The 15,500-nt window shown below is 43.7% G+C and carries 8 protein-coding genes; 2 read left to right on the forward strand and 6 right to left on the reverse strand.

The features are described from left to right. Positions 1 to 48 precede the first annotated feature (48 nt). Positions 49 to 468 (forward strand): pyridoxamine 5'-phosphate oxidase family protein, encoded by a 420-nt coding sequence (locus tag DBK98_RS09600; RefSeq protein ID WP_005775889.1) that lies wholly within the window; start codon positions 49 to 51, stop codon positions 466 to 468. Positions 469 to 481: 13 nt separating this feature from the next. Here DBK98_RS09600 and DBK98_RS09605 read toward each other — a convergent pair whose 3' ends face one another. Genes DBK98_RS09605 through DBK98_RS09625 form a run of 5 tightly spaced genes read right to left on the reverse strand, consistent with a single transcriptional unit; the run spans position 482 to position 10,992 of the window. Then, on the reverse strand, positions 482 to 3,340 hold the full coding sequence (locus tag DBK98_RS09605; RefSeq protein ID WP_032536812.1) for a hypothetical protein: 2,859 nt from the start codon (positions 3,338 to 3,340) through the stop codon (positions 482 to 484). A gap of 58 nt (positions 3,341 to 3,398) precedes the next feature. After that, positions 3,399 to 4,298 (reverse strand): GNAT family N-acetyltransferase, encoded by a 900-nt coding sequence (locus DBK98_RS09610; protein ID WP_005809869.1) that lies wholly within the window; start codon positions 4,296 to 4,298, stop codon positions 3,399 to 3,401. Between the two features lie 10 nt (positions 4,299 to 4,308). Beyond that, complete coding sequence (locus DBK98_RS09615) at positions 4,309 to 5,928, reverse strand: RluA family pseudouridine synthase (RefSeq protein ID WP_005809867.1); 1,620 nt, start codon at positions 5,926 to 5,928, stop codon at positions 4,309 to 4,311. Between the two features lie 15 nt (positions 5,929 to 5,943). Further along, complete coding sequence (locus DBK98_RS09620) at positions 5,944 to 8,976, reverse strand: type III restriction-modification system endonuclease (RefSeq protein WP_005809865.1); 3,033 nt, start codon at positions 8,974 to 8,976, stop codon at positions 5,944 to 5,946. A gap of 21 nt (positions 8,977 to 8,997) precedes the next feature. Beyond that, positions 8,998 to 10,992 carry a site-specific DNA-methyltransferase gene (locus tag DBK98_RS09625; RefSeq protein WP_005809863.1) on the reverse strand — a complete coding sequence of 665 codons (1,995 nt, stop codon included), beginning with the start codon at positions 10,990 to 10,992 and terminating at the stop codon, positions 8,998 to 9,000. A 387-nt stretch (positions 10,993 to 11,379) separates the two neighbouring features. On the opposite strand from DBK98_RS09625, the gene DBK98_RS09630 reads away from it, so the two are divergent. Next, positions 11,380 to 15,246 (forward strand): TIM-barrel domain-containing protein, encoded by a 3,867-nt coding sequence (locus tag DBK98_RS09630; RefSeq protein ID WP_005809861.1) that lies wholly within the window; start codon positions 11,380 to 11,382, stop codon positions 15,244 to 15,246. A 137-nt stretch (positions 15,247 to 15,383) separates the two neighbouring features. Here DBK98_RS09630 and DBK98_RS09635 read toward each other — a convergent pair whose 3' ends face one another. After that, positions 15,384 to 15,485: a DUF4372 domain-containing protein gene (locus DBK98_RS09635; RefSeq protein WP_157195908.1), complete on the reverse strand. Its 102-nt coding sequence runs from the start codon at positions 15,483 to 15,485 to the stop codon at positions 15,384 to 15,386. Positions 15,486 to 15,500: the final 15 nt, after the last annotated feature.

The raw sequence follows: 15,500 nt of genomic DNA on the forward strand, positions 1-15,500 counted from the left end.
TTCTTTCTGTACCTTTGTGTCAGTGTAAAACTATTAAAATTTAGAACAATGAAAGATGTAGAGAAAACGATTGGGAATCTGATTGATAAGCAAAAGATCGCATTTATCGGATCTGTTGATATAGAAGGCTTCCCCAATATTAAAGCAATGTTACAGCCCCGGAAGCGTGAAGGTATCCGGATTCTTTATTTTACCACCAATACCTCTTCTATGCGTACCACTCAATACCTGAAGAACCATCATGCTTGTGTCTACTTCTGTGACTCTCGCTTTTTTAGGGGAGTTATGCTGAAAGGTAAGATGGAAGTGCTTACAGATAATTCCACTAAAGAAATGATATGGAGAGAAGGCGATACGCTCTACTATCCGCTTGGCGTTACAGATCCGGACTATTGTGTACTGAAGTTCACCGCTATCACCGGCAGGCGTTATGGAAACTTCAGTTCGGAAGATTTTGAGGTAGAGTAGGCTGTTTTCAATCTTAGAAGCTGATTGAAAACAGTGCTTCTACCTGGAATTTTCCATAGTCGATCGGCTGGATCAGCCGTACGCCTGTCGTGAGCGGATAACTCATACGTAGCACATTCCAATCGAAAATAAGATCGCCTCCGTAAGAGCTTTGTGTGCTCCAGTTACTTTTGCGACTGGCTTGGTTACGTGACAAGTCATAAAAAAGATTTGCACGCAGCCTGCGTATGTAAATCAGTGAACTGATGCTCAGGTCGGGCGAAAGCAGGGGTAAAGCATAATCTGCTTTGAAGGCCCATTGTTGGCGGGTTTGATATTGGAAATGATATCCGCGAGGCTTTTCCAGCAGATGTTTGGGGAGATACAGTGATTTATTGTCAAGGTCTTGATATTGGTAACCCAAGCGTAGCATCAATCCGTGATTCCTGATGATACCCGGCCAATAGGTAGTCAGCCGGGCAGCGTACAGACTACCGAAATTCTCCTTATTGAACGGGGTTTTCAAGTATTGCAGCCGAAGCTGGTAACCGTTTCGGGGAAGGATATCGCGTTGTGCTTTTCGTCTGTAATCATAAAATAGGATTTCCGGGAGAATGTATTGGAAGTTGCGATACTTTCCACTATGATACTCCTGATACTTATTGTTTGTGAAATAGTAAGTAAAAGCAGGCTGTATGCCTCGTATGCGTTGGTTACGTGTCAGGTTGAAAGGGAGGTAAACTCGCGCTTCCGCTTCCAGTAGATTGCGTCCGGGATAATATCCTTTGGTGATATCCTGACCTTTGTCATTTTTGGTCCAGCCGATATTGAAAGCCTTATCACCATAGTCGGCAGCAAGATTTATTATAGGGAACCAGCCCTGATAGGTGAATGACAGTTTACCGTGATGGTAGCCTTCGTCATAATACCAGCCGGCCTGCATGATGGCAGTGTTCAGTGTATTTTGTGACATAATGGTTGCTCCCGGCTTGACAATTGTACTTAAATCACTTGCACTGCTGTTCATTGCTTCGGCCACATCATAATAGAAAGGTGCCCAGCTGTGTATCTTGAAAGTATGTGTACCTTTATGATAGCGTTTGGGGGTGAAATCAATGCTATCCAGACGGGTAGAGTCAAGGTTGAACTGTTCTTGAGCAGCCAATGTTTCAACGAATGGCATCGGAGCAGGACGGGCTAAATCGGCCTTTTCAAATAGTAAGCTGTCAGTCGGCAACGCAGCAATCCGGTATCCGTCTGCTTGATAATCAGCAAAAAGCAGATGGTTGCCTGACTGGGAAAATGAAGGATCGAATGCACCGAAACGAGCGGCTGTCAGCCGATAAACCTGTTTGTCGGAGAGATGAAGACAGTAGATATTATTTGTGCCGTTGGCTCCCGACTCAAAAAAGAGTTTTCCGTCTTTCCAAGTAGGAGAGGTGATGTTGGCCGAGGTGGTTTTTATCAACTCCTTCCACTCTCCGGACCGCGGATTGAATTCCAACAGACTGGTTCCCGAATCGGTTACGGCTATGGAGAAAATATCAAGGCCTTCTCCGAATGTGAGTTCTTTGATAAATGCGTTGTCAGGTACGTCGAAAGAGGATAGCTCTTTTCCCTTTTCTGCATTTATCAATACAAGTTGGTTTTTGCCTTCTACAGTGGGGCGGGAGACCGCAATGGTCCGACCGGACTTGTCGATAGCCGGGGCCAGATAACGTTGGCGCGGGGTGATTGTTTTTATCTGCTTTTTATCCAAATCATAATATTTCAGAACGGAATAGTTCTCGTGCGTCCAACGGAGCCCGGGAACCAATTCACTCCAGTAAATCCGGTTGTTCCGGAAGTTGAGACGACTATTGATACTTCCGATATAACTCAGATGCTTTTCTTTACCGTTGCTGATGGCTACCAGAGAGTTTATATCTTTCAGTCCGGATTTGACGGCAATAATTACACTGTCATTGATCGATTGGGGATATCGATAAGAGGTGTAGGTTTTTGAGGTAGAAGAGAGGTAGTCGGGCACAAGTGTACAGGTATCCTGTTTTTCCCATTCTTTCCGCAAGAAATCGAATGTGTCGTGCTGAAGCCGTTTGAAACTGCTTCCTGTGTAATGCTTGAATGAGCCTTCAAATAATAAATTCCGGACATAACGGCTGGTACTTTTATCCCAGATATCAGCTCCATAACGCTGGCGGGCATATGAAGCCATATCGTAGCCCAATGCATAATAAGTTCCTGTATAATTTTTGTAAGATCCCATTAACCACTTGTCGAAAGTATAAGGCTTTCCGCCTGCTAATAATTGGGCACGATAGATCATGTTGAATTCCGGAAGACGTCCCCGTCCGCCGTTTGACATGGCAGTTTCGGTGCTTACTGCATCTCCTTCGAGAAACCACACCGGAAGAAAAAAGGAGGCCACACCGGCTGCCTGTTCACCTATTATATAATAAAGAGGTTTGAAGATACCATGCATCACCTTTCCGGTCTGGAATACGTGGCGCGACTCGTGCAATACCAGATGTTTATCCCAGCTTTGAGTACTTAGGTCCGAAGAAGGAGTTGTAATCAGTTCCATCCGTCTCGGTGCCCAGGAAACCATTCCGTTGGATTGCATGCTGGCCGGATGGAGAATGACCGGGAAACGGGCTTTGATCGGCTTTCCGATGGTCTTGGACATATGGGGATATACATTTTCAAGAAAGAGAGCATATCGATAGGCCATTGAATCATTTCCTTGCGGGTATACCAGATCATAGTGAGGCAGTTTCGCTATGTTCCATTTAAACCGGGCGGGATCCGACCCGTAATCCATGAATTGTGCATGAAGCCGGAGCGGTGCCAGCAGGCAAAGAAGCGAAAGAAACAGATATTGGGATTGTAACATGAGCTGATTTTAAATAGTTATCTGTCGCAAAGCTATAAAAAAATCTCAGTCTGTTCTGTTAAATTCGTTTATACATCAAGAAATTAGTCATTTCTATGCCGTTCACATCGACCGTTTGTTCTTTTTCGGTGATATATCCGTGTTTTTCAAAAAAAGGCCGGGCGGTGATACTTACTTCCGAGTGAACCGATACAGCGCGACAATTGCGGGCATACTCTTCAGCTTTTCTCAACAGAATGGAAGCGATACCCCGATGCTGATATTGGGGATGGACGAACATGCTGTGCAGATACCCTTTAGGGTTGATAGAGGTGAATCCGGCTATTTGTGATTGTCTGATATCTTCTGCTAACAGAAAACATAAGTCACTTTGAAATAATTCCTGCCAACGTTGTTGAGTTCCTCGTCCGATCCATGCTTGAATCTGTAGGTGATTATAATCGGCAGAACAAGTGTTCTGTACGCTTTGTGTAAACACTGTTTGCAGCAAACCCATATCTTGGATCCTTGCTTTTCGCAGCCGGACAGGAGGGATCTGCAGGTGTAAAACAGGAAATGGCTTTCCCGTTCCGTCCAACGCGTCGCGGCCTGTCACTTCAAATCCTCGATGTAGATAGAATCCTAATGCTGCCGTGTTTTGCTCATTTACGTCTACTTTATAAATGTGTTTTTCACGGATGGCGAATTCAACCAGTTCACTGCCATAGCCTTGTTCCTGGGCCTTAGGACTGACAAACAGCATTTCGATACAATCGGTGCTTAGTCCCATGAAGGCAGCGATGGTTCCCGCATCTTCACGGATGACGTAAAGTTGTACTGCGGCAAAGTATTCGTTCCGGATCAAAGGTTTATAAAACTGTATATCCGTTTCGGTCAGGAAGTGGTGGGTAGTGCGAACTGCCTCCTCCCAAACCTGAAGAAGCTCGTCATACTCGTGTATGTGGGGTTGTTCTATCATTGGTTATTTGTTAAAAGTCAGCTTTCTTTTCAATATATATTCGTTGTCCGGACATCGGATGGATAAATTCCAGACGTTCCGCATGTAAATAAAGCCTCTCCGCTCTCTTACCGTAGAGTTCATCGCCTGCGATGGGGCAATTCAGACCTGACGGATGGGCGGAGTGAACGCGTAACTGATGTGTACGTCCCGTTTGCGGGAAGAAAGCGATACGGGTTCGTCCGTTTTTGCGATCTATTACGCAGTATCGGGTGACAGCCTTTTTACCTGATTCTCTGTCTGCTTTTTGTCTGGGCCTGTCAAGAAGATCCGGACAAATGGGAAGATCGATGGTTCCTTCGTCTGTCGGTAAGATACCTTCCAGCAGTGCTGTATACTGCTTTTTAATGCTGTGGTTTTCAAACTGCGCCTGTAAGTGCTGATGTACTTCCTTGGTTTTGGCTACCAACAACAATCCTGAAGTTGCCATGTCCAGTCGATGTACGATCATCGGTCCCGTAGCTTCAGGATAGCGGGCTCTGAGTAGACTGTAGGCGGACAGTTCCTCCGATTTTCCAGGTACGGAGAGTAGTCCTTCCGGTTTATGGATAACCAGAAGCCATTCGTCTTCAAAGAGAATCTCTATTTCCTTTGGCGGGGCAGGGGCTGTTGCCAAAGGATCCGGTTCGACATCCAGACCTTGTAACATGTGACGTAAAATGGGCCCGCATTTTCCTTTGCAGGACGGATAGTAATAACCGTGACGCCTGATTTCTGTTTTCGGTGATTCTCCCCACCAGAATTCGGCCATGGCAATGGGCTTCAATCCATTTAGGTAAGCATATTGCAATAGCTTGGGCGCGGCACATTCACCTGCTCCGGCAGGTGGTATCTGCTGAATGGTTTGTTCGAAGATAGCACACAAGTTCTTGCTTTCTCCCCTGGCATTCAAAAAGCTGAATTGATGGAATAGCTTTTGCTGCAATGCCGCCGAACGGTTTTTGCGTTCTGCTTTGAGAGATTCAATCTGCGATGAAATACTTTCCAGTTCTGCTTTCACTTCGGAGATTCGCTCTTTCCAATATCTTTCCAGACGTTTGAATTCTGCTTTCTGATATTGGCTTTCGCGTATCATGGCAGCTTGTTCATCTTCATCCGGTTGCTGCTGCCGGCGCTGTTCCCGTTTTTCTTTTGCCGTTTTCAGGGTCTTTCTCGCTTCGGTCAATACCTGTTGTGATGAGGCTGTCTCTTTCGCCAGCCTTTGTTGGAGTTTCACATACCGGTCACTGTTTTGCAATTGTCCGATTCGGCGGTTGATAGCCGAGATTTGTTCTTCTTCTATCTTGAAGAAACCATCCGGTTGCAACAAATCGTATACCGGTGGTACAAAGAAAGAGTGTGAATTGCTTCCGCACAAGCTACCCGAGAAAGCAGCCAGATATCCCATTTGTCCGTTAGAAGTACGGACTATCAATACGCCGAACATTTTTCCTTTGTCCAATTCTTCTTTCCATCTTGTCTGTTTATTTATGTAAGCCTGTACTTCTCCTGCTGCCATTACACATAACGGATGAGGAGTGTAATGGAAGGGATAAGTAAACAAGTGGGGCAATTCGATGCCGGCAATGGAGGTCTGGAAGGAATGAAACATGCTATTTTATTGGATTTAAACGGGATCTTGTGCGACAATTTTCAAAAGTTCCTCGAAGGAACTTACTTTATCATATTTAAGCTTTCCACCGTTTACATTCGCAAAATGTTTTTTGGCACATTCTATCTTTGCCCTTTCTATTTCCCGGTCTTGCAGGGAAGAATCGCTGGCTTTGGTTTCGGCTATAAAATAAGGATACTTCGACAACTTTTGTTTGAAGACGATGGCCCAGTCCGGATGGTATTTTCCCATTGGAGTAGGGATATAGAAACTGTTGGGTAGTTTTACATAAGCTTCTATTTCGTCATTTTCTTCCAGTTTTTCCATGAATGTTTTTTCATTTCGAGAGTCGAATCTCACATGGTCGTACAGATGTTTATCTGCTTTCATTGTGTTTACTCCCAAACATCCTTGAACAGCTGCCTGGGTAAAGACCGATACATCATAGTACTGGTCGATTGGGCTATATTCGATATGTTGTACTATCAGACGCGCTTTTTCTTCGTTAATCAGTTCCGAAGCCTTAATAATAAAATCTTCGGGATTATTTCTGAATTGGGCGAATACATTCGGTTTTATCCGGGCAAGAATCTGAGCAACTGCCTTTCGGGTCAGATTTGTGGCGTTTGTGAGTTTACCGAGCAAGTCATATTTTACTTGATCGTTTGCCATGGCATCTATCTTTTCATAGTGCGCCTGATTGGGATCTACTTTAAATGCCTCTCCCGAAACCAAAGTTGCTTTAGACTTGATTTCGTCCATTTGGCCTGTAATGACAGAAAGATAGAGCTGGGGTACTCTTAACTTTTCATTTAAGCTCCCGATTGCTTTCTCTACCAATTCTTTTTCGTCAAACTTTACGGTGTAGGTTGACTTACTGCATAGCAGCTTCAGCAATTCCTGAAGTTTGCTGTTTTCAAGTTTATCTTTCGACAACCGAAGATTTATGTTGTATTTCCTTGCATCCTCCGGCTGCATCTCTCTTGGATTATAGATAGAGGTTAGGATGGTCATGATAGACGCCTTATAATCGGTGAGCTCATCGTCGAAAATCACTTCTCCCTGTTTACGGTCATCATAGAATTTGTCCGTCAGTTCTCCTTTCTTGATGTACTTGTTTTCAAGTAAAGAGTCGTAGATACTTTGTGCTATATCTTCGGTTGCTATGATGGTTTCACCATTAGGCAATCGGAGCGTCTTGTCCTTGAATAATTGGATAGTTACTTTTTGTGGGCGGTCGGCTATGGCTTCTGCCATTTCTGTCTGTAAGCCTTTGGCAAACGATTCATACGATTCACTGGCTATCACGGTCAGTAGGTTGACACGATGTACTTCTTTGTCTAAAACGTTGGCGTCCATGCGATCTCCCTGTCCGTTTACGCAGAGGCGCAGCCCGCGTCCCACCTCCTGACGCTTGCGTACCTCTGCCGAACTTTGTTTCAGGGTACAGATTTGAAAGACGTTCGGGTTATCCCATCCTTCCCGCAGGGCGGAATGTGAAAAAATAAAGCGGATCGGCTCTTTTCGGTCAAGCAGGCGTTCTTTATTTTTCATAATCAAATCGTATGCCTCCTCATCTGTCGATTCTTTGGTTCCCCGCTCGGTTTTACTGTCAATCAGCTTTCCTTTTCTATCTTTGGAGAAGTACCCTTCGTGAGCTTTTGATGCCACGGTCGATTTTAGATAATTGATATATTCCGGCTGATTGAATAACGAAAGGTCCAAGTGCTTTATGATATCGGTATATTCCTGTTCGAAAATCTCGGCATATTCTCCTTTTCCGTCTGGGTTATACTGGCGGTATTTGGCTACTTCATCGATGAAGAAAAGGGAGAGAACTTTGATGTCTTTCTCAAACAGTTCCTGTTCTTTCTTAATATGTGATAAGATGGTTTCTCGTATCTGGATACGTCGTAGTTGAGTTTCGTTGACGCTACCCGTTATGTCACCTGCATAAAGCTTGATGCCGTTCCGGAAGGTGACGGAATTTTCAACGCCGTTGATATCTGTAATTACATAGTCGTTCCGGTATTCTTCCAGACGGTTTGATTTAGCGTACAAGTCATCATTTACTTTCAGAGCCCGTACTACCTGATTCACTGCTTTGGTCCTTTTTATTTCGAATCCGATATTGGCAGTCGGATTTTTGTCCGGATACAGGTTTAAACCTTCCAGATAGACGAAGCCTTCGGTGGCTGTTGTTCCACTGATGGAAATACCTTTGACGGCAATCTTCTTAACCAGTTTCAGGTTGTAAGCTTCCATCGCGTCCAGGCGATAGATCAGGTTATAGAGTTCGCGGTGTGTAGCCGAATAACGCAGTGTGAACAGGGGATTGAATCGTTTCAATCCCTCTTTTGTTTTGGCTCCTTCTACCGACTGGGGTTCGTCGATAATCAGTATCGGATTCATCTGTGCAATCACATCGATAGGACAGCTGCCGCCAAAATCATCCAGTTTCATGTAGATGCGGCGGGCGTCTTTGTTCGTAGCATTGAACTTCTGTGAATTGATGATCATTACATGGATTCTGCTGTCTGTGACAAATGCGTTCAATTCACCCAACTGTTTGGAGTCGTAGATGAAATAAGACAGAGGGGTGCTGTAATCCAAGGCAAAGTGTTCCTTCATAATCTCCAGGCTTTTGTGGACTCCTTCGCGGATGGCAACACTGGGTACGACAATGATGAACTTGCACCAACCGTAGCGTTTGTTCAGTTCGAAGATGGTTTTGATGTAGGTATATGTTTTGCCGACTCCTGTCTCCATCTCGATGGTGAGATTGTATTTCCCTTCCAGCGCTTCCGACGGTTTGATTTGTTGGGCACGCTGGATATCCTGGATATGTCTCAGAACCATCTCATCTGTGAGTTGGGGTACGACAGGGTGGTTACGGAATCCTGTAAATCTTTCGTAACTGGTCTGTCCGTCTTTCTTCCGGGTCTCTACTTGATAGTCGAGCATCTTGTATGGCTGCCCGGCAAAGACATCACATACCGCTTTTGCTGCGTCTTCCTGAAACTTTTGATGTTTGAATTTTAATTTCATTTCTGTATCTTCCTTCTCTGTTTAAAGAATCTCGATCATAGTACCGGGAGATAACGTTTTAAATATCTCGTCTATGTTGATGCGATCGGCACTATCCCTGAACGAGGCATCCCGAAAGACGACCCGGCGTGGTTGCCTACCGGCTATTTCACGGAAGACTTCTTCGGGAATCTGTTCTGCAAAACATGCCATTAATTCGGTCTTGTCGACAGAATAAACCGTATATCCATTTATATCCTCTTCATTGTGTGGGAGTGACAGGGATAGTCCCAGGTTGGTCAGGCAACCATAAAGCAGATCGAGTCCGGTACGGTCTTCTTTGATATTGTCTGTGAAATAAAACAAATCACTTTGTGAATATTCCCCTGCACTGTAATATACGTCTTTCATATTGCTGTCGGCAATCCGAAAAACACGGAAACCGATGTCCGGGCGGTTCTTTAATTTAAGTTGGTTGCATTCCGCCTCAATCGTGTCTCCGGCACGTCGAATACGCTCTTTGGACAGTTCGCAGATGTTCAATGCTTTATGCTTTTCCGTGAGAAAGTCGATCGCATTTTGCATGATCTCTTTTTCACTGGGAGTCTTGGCCTTTTTTATTGTTTCAGTCACATCTTCCGGCAGTTGTACGAGAATGTACTTCACCTTGTTTTTACGCGGTTTCATGTTCATCCGCATAACCGCTTCGGCAGTAGTGCCACTACCAGAGAAGAAGTCCATCACAATACAATCTTTGTTTTTGGTGTCGATAAACTCACATAAATATTGAATCAGACTGACAGGTTTCGGAAAGTTGAACACTTTCTTATCAAAGAACTGTAGCTGATAGTTACCGGCCTGCTCATTAGTTTCAACTCCTACTTTGTAATTAATCAGGTTGGGTGGAACTTCCGGGTCATATTCCAGTTTTTCGTACGAAGGACTTAACTTAAGAGTCGGTATTTTGATGGTTGTTCCTTTTTTTATCTCTTTCTCCAGATTTTCCTGACTCCATTTGAATTTGGCTTTCAGCTTGACGGGGGCTGTAAACAGTCCGTCACGTACGGTGGTATCTTCCAGTAATTCCACGTCATACGCATCTGTTCCGTACATGCCCGCTTTGATCACTCCGTCGGGGATGGAAGTAACTACTTTGTTGGCGGGGAAAGTCAGAATGCCGACGGAATTCGGTTGATTCAACAGACCATTTGAACTGACCGACTCCTTCTTCAGACCCTGGAATTTCATGTCGTTTTTCTTCTTCTGATAGCAGACGATGTATTCGATGATTTGCTTGCTTTTTTTCGAGAGATTTTCCGGAGTTTCCGTCTTTGCCCAATTAAATACATCGATGAAATTAGAAGCATTGAATACTTCATTGCCTATTTTAATCAGATTTGCCAGTTCGTGATCATCAATGGAAATGAAAATGATGCCATTATCATTTAACAGGGTATGGGCAAGCATCAGCCGGGCATACATCATGCTACACCAATCGGAGTGAAACTTTCCGTTAGCCTCCGTATTCTGAAACAATCGTTGTCCTTCTTCATTATATCTTCCCTGTTTCTCGTCGGATTCTTCCTGTGAAAGAGCGAATGTATCATTGAAGATAAAGTCTTTACCTGTGTTGTAAGGCGGATCGATATAGATAACGTCTACCTTTCCTGCATAACTCTTTTTCAGGAGTTTCATTGCGTCCAGATTGTCTCCCTCGATGTATAGGTTTTGGGTCTGTTCCCAATTCCTGCTCTCTTCCGGGCAGGGACGCAATGTTTTGCGGATAGGATGCGCCGCCTCTCTTATCGCCTGCTTCTTGCCCACCCATGTTAATTCGTAACGTTCGTCGTCATCATATACCACTCCCATTTCTGCTTGGTTGGCTGTAAGGAGGAATTTCAGTTTATCAAAGTCGATAGCTTTATGTAGCTGTCCGTCCTTACCCATCGATTCAGTGACTACGTTCGGGAAGAGTTCGGCTATTTTATTCAGGCTGTCCTCTGCGATACTCACAGATTCCATTTTTAGCTTTTCCATATATGATTTCATTTTTGTCCTGCAAAGTTAAGATTTTCATTCTGATTGGCTAATTTCCTCTATAAATAATGTGTGTTTTGGGAAGTAACGTACCGCTATTCCGAACCGGTTGTTGGATTAGGTAATAAGGTAAGTGTTTTATCTTGCTGACCGGATAGTCTTATGTTCTAATCATCAATCGAAAAACACCCTCATGTTTTTCGATTGATGATTAGGAGGAAACGGGCATAGAGTGTGAAGGTGTTTCTTGAATTATAGGAAGCAAGTGTATTTACTTGTATTTATTTTCATAGAATATGCCTTTTCTGAATACTTTTGCCTATTTTTGCGTATTCAATCTATTGACAGAATGGAGTAATATTTAGTTGAAATTTTATAGTAAAAATCATGAAGAACGCAATTGGTAATTGTAAGCAGCGAAAAGCAGTGCTCTTCGCTCTCGCTTTGCCTCTGATGTTTTCCGGTTCGCCTATGCAGGCTATGCATCGGTCCGAAATCGTTAGAGAAGTGACACAACAAAACTTGAAGATCGTTAGTGCAAAGAAAATCAATCCGACTACGATTGAAGTACTGTTCTCTAATAACCAGAGAATGACATTCGATTTCTACGGAGAGAACATCTTCAGAGTATTTCAGGACAATGATGGAGGAATCATCCGTGATCCGGAAGCGAAACCTGAAGCACAAATTCTGGTAAATAATCCCAGAAACACAGTCTCTACGCTTGACTTAAATGATGGCGGTAATCTCCTTTCTATCACTACGGGGAAAATCAAGGTGGAAATCGATAAGAATACCTCTTTGATGAAAGTGATCGACTTGGAAAAGAATACCGTAGCTTTTGAAGAAGCCGAACCGGTACTTTTTGATAAAGGAAAAGTTACTGTAACTCTGAAAGAGAACCCCAACGAATATTTCTATGGCGGCGGTGTGCAGAACGGACGTTTTTCGCACAAAGGAAAAGCAATTAATATTGTAAACGAAAATAGCTGGACAGACGGTGGAGTAGCTTCACCCACACCTTTCTATTGGTCTACTAACGGCTATGGTATGATGTGGTATACTTTCAAACCGGGTAAATATGATTTCGGTGCGGAAGAAAAAGGTAAAGTGAAGCTTATGCACGATTCTCCTTACCTTGATGTATTCTATATGGTTAGTGATGGTGCCGTAGGGATTCTGAATGACTTTTATCAATTGACCGGTAATCCGGTGTTGTTGCCTAAGTTCGGTTTTTATCAGGGTCACTTGAATGCTTATAACCGTGACTACTGGAAGGAAGACGAAAAAGGAATCTTGTTCGAAGACGGAAAACGCTATAAGGAAAGCCAGAAAGATAATGGTGGAATCAAGGAATCATTGAACGGAGAAAAGAATAATTATCAGTTCTCGGCCCGTGCAGTGATTGATCGCTATAAGAATCATGACATGCCTTTAGGCTGGTTGCTGCCAAACGACGGATATGGTGCCGGATACGGACAGACCGAAACCCTTGACGGAAACATCCAGAATCTGAAAAGTCTGGGCGACTATGCTCGTAAGAATGGTGTCGAAATCGGTTTGTGGACACAGTCTGACTTGCATCCGAAAGAAGGTGTGAGTGCATTGCTGCAAAGAGATATTGTGAAGGAAGTGAGAGATGCCGGTGTGCGTGTATTGAAAACAGACGTTGCATGGGTAGGCTGGGGATATTCCTTCGGACTGAATGGTGTGGCAGACGTAGGTCATATTATGCCTTATTACGGAGATGATGCCCGTCCGTTCATTATTTCACTCGATGGTTGGGCCGGTACACAACGATATGCCGGAATCTGGTCGGGCGACCAGACAGGCGGTGTATGGGAGTACATCCGTTTCCACATCCCGACTTATATCGGTTCAGGTCTGTCAGGTCAGCCTAACATCTCTTCGGATATGGATGGTATCTTCGGCGGCAAGAATATGATTGTCAACACCAGAGACTTCCAGTGGAAAACTTTCACTCCGATGCAGCTGAATATGGATGGATGGGGATCGAACGAAAAATATCCGCATGCTTTGGGCGAACCTGCCACTTCTATCAACCGCTGGTATCTGAAACTGAAATCGGAATTGATGCCTTATACTTATAGTTTTGCGAAAGAAGCTGTAACCGGAATGCCGCTTATTCGTGCTATGTTCCTGGAATATCCGAATGCTTATACTCTGGGTACAGCCACGCAGTATCAGTTTATGTATGGTACCGACTTCCTGGTAGCACCTATCTATAAAGCCACAAAAGCAGATGCTGAAGGGAATGATATCCGTGACGGTATTTATCTGCCTGAAGGAGAATGGATCGATTATTTCACCGGAGAAAAATATCAGGGTAACTGTGTACTCAACAACTTTGCTGCTCCTCTCTGGAAACTTCCGGTATTTGTGAAGAACGGAGCTATTATCCCGATGACCAATCCTAACAATAACGTTGCTGAAATCAACAAAGGACTTCGTATCTACGAGATCTATCCGTATAAGCACATGATGACTGTTGAATATGATGATGACGGTGTATCGGAAGCATATAAGGATGGTAAAGGTGCCACAACTTTCATTGAGTCAAATGTTGATTCGAAAAACAATGTGAAGATTTCTATTCGTCCTACACAGGGTGATTTCGACGGTTTTGTAAAAGAGAAAGCTACTGAGTTTAGGGTAAATATTACTGCCAAACCAAAGAAAGTTTCTGCTCAGGTGGGCAAAAGCAAAGTGAAGTTGATCGAAGTGCTCTCTATGGATGATTTCCAGAAAGGTGAGAATGTATACTTCTATGATGCTGCTCCTAATCTGAATAAATTTGCTACGAAAGGCAGTGAATTTGAAAAGAAGGTAATCACTAAGAATCCTCAGCTTCTTGTGAAGTTGGCTGCTACTGACATTACTAAAAATCAGGTTGTGATGAATATCGAAGGCTTCCAGTATGCGCCTGCCGATAATTACAGAGTTACGTCCGGTTCGCTGACTGCTCCTGCAGCTCAGATTACTGCCGAGAATATTGAAGCTTACACTTTGAAACCTACATGGAGCAAAGTGCCGAATGCCGATTTCTATGAAATAGAGTTCAATGGCATGTTGTATACAACAATTAAGGATACTGAGTTGCTGTTTGACGGGCTGGCTGCTGAAACCGACTACGCATTCAAGATCCGTGCCGTAAACAAGGATGGCTATTCGGATTGGGCTGAATTCAGCGCTAAGACAAAAGCGAACCCGCTGGAATTTGCTCTTCACGGAATCAAGGGTGAAACAACTGCGAAGAATCAGGAAGGATTTGATATCGATCGTTTGTTCGACTTTGCCGAATTGGGTGATATGTGGCATACGAAGTATGGAGCAAAAGCGCTGCCATATGATATGATTATCGACTTGAGAACTGTGAACCAGTTGGATAAATTCGAATACCTGCCACGTACCGACGGTGGTAACGGAACGATTCTGAAAGGTACTGTATATTACAGTATGGATAAAGAGAATTGGACTGAGGCCGGAGCAATAGACTGGAAACGTAATGGTGATGTGAAAGTATTTACATTTACTGAGCGCCCGACTGCACGCTATATCAAACTGGCTGTAACGGAAGGTGTGAACAATTATGGTTCGGGTAGAGAATTGTATGTATTTAAAGTTCCTGGAACAGAGAGCCGTTTGCAGGGTGATATCAATAACGACGGTAAGATCGATAATAACGATTTAACTTCGTATACCAACTATACCGGTCTGAGAAAAGGTGATTCCGACTATGAAGGCTATATCAGCGTAGGTGATATCGACCAGAATGGTTTGATCGATGCTTATGACATTTCTGTTGTGGCAACACAATTGGAAGATGGTGTCAGTGATGAACCGATTGAGAAACTGGATGGTACTATTGAGATCAGTACGGCTAAACGAAATTACAGTAAGGGTGATGTGGTTGAAGTGCTTGTAAAAGGTGTCAACCTCCGTTCTGTAAATGCCTTGAGTTTTGCGTTGCCATACAATCAGCAAGATTATGAATTTGTAGGTGTCGAACCTTTGAACCTTAAAGCAATGGAAAATCTGACTTACGACAGACTCCATACCAATGGTACAAAAGCACTCTATCCTACATTCGTTAACCTTGGAGCTAAAGAAGCCCTTGAAGGAACAAACGATCTGTTTATTCTGAAGCTGAAAGCGAAACGTGCCGTGAAGTTTGATCTGAAAGCTATTGATGGCGTTTTGGTCGACAAGAACCTGAACACACGTAAGTTTTAAACTTGTGTAAGAATACTCCGCCGTTTGAACGGAGAAAAATAAAAAGCTGCCCGGAAATTTCCGAGGGCACTGAAAAAACAGATGGCTTTTCAGTGCCCTCTTGAAGAGCAAAAGTGAGAGTCGCCAAGTTAGAAATACTAACTTGGCGATTTTTCTATTTGGTTCCAGTAAGTAAAATGCTTCACATAACGGTTGACATCGTACTTACGAACGTAGTTGTTAAACCGAGTTCTGTTCAAAAAAGTGGAAAAGTT

The organism is Bacteroides sp. PHL 2737, assembly GCF_004115325.2.
Taxonomy (GTDB): Bacteria; Bacteroidota; Bacteroidia; order Bacteroidales; family Bacteroidaceae; genus Bacteroides; species Bacteroides hominis.

Coding starts and splice junctions, on each gene's coding strand:
- DBK98_RS09600 (WP_005775889.1), top strand. CDS start 49: ATGAAAGATGTAGAGAAAACGATTGGGAATCTGATTGATAAGCAAAAG.
- DBK98_RS09605 (WP_032536812.1), bottom strand. CDS start 3,340: ATGTTACAATCCCAATATCTGTTTCTTTCGCTTCTTTGCCTGCTGGCA.
- DBK98_RS09610 (WP_005809869.1), bottom strand. CDS start 4,298: ATGATAGAACAACCCCACATACACGAGTATGACGAGCTTCTTCAGGTT.
- DBK98_RS09615 (WP_005809867.1), bottom strand. CDS start 5,928: ATGTTTCATTCCTTCCAGACCTCCATTGCCGGCATCGAATTGCCCCAC.
- DBK98_RS09620 (WP_005809865.1), bottom strand. CDS start 8,976: ATGAAATTAAAATTCAAACATCAAAAGTTTCAGGAAGACGCAGCAAAA.
- DBK98_RS09625 (WP_005809863.1), bottom strand. CDS start 10,992: ATGGAAAAGCTAAAAATGGAATCTGTGAGTATCGCAGAGGACAGCCTG.
- DBK98_RS09630 (WP_005809861.1), top strand. CDS start 11,380: ATGAAGAACGCAATTGGTAATTGTAAGCAGCGAAAAGCAGTGCTCTTC.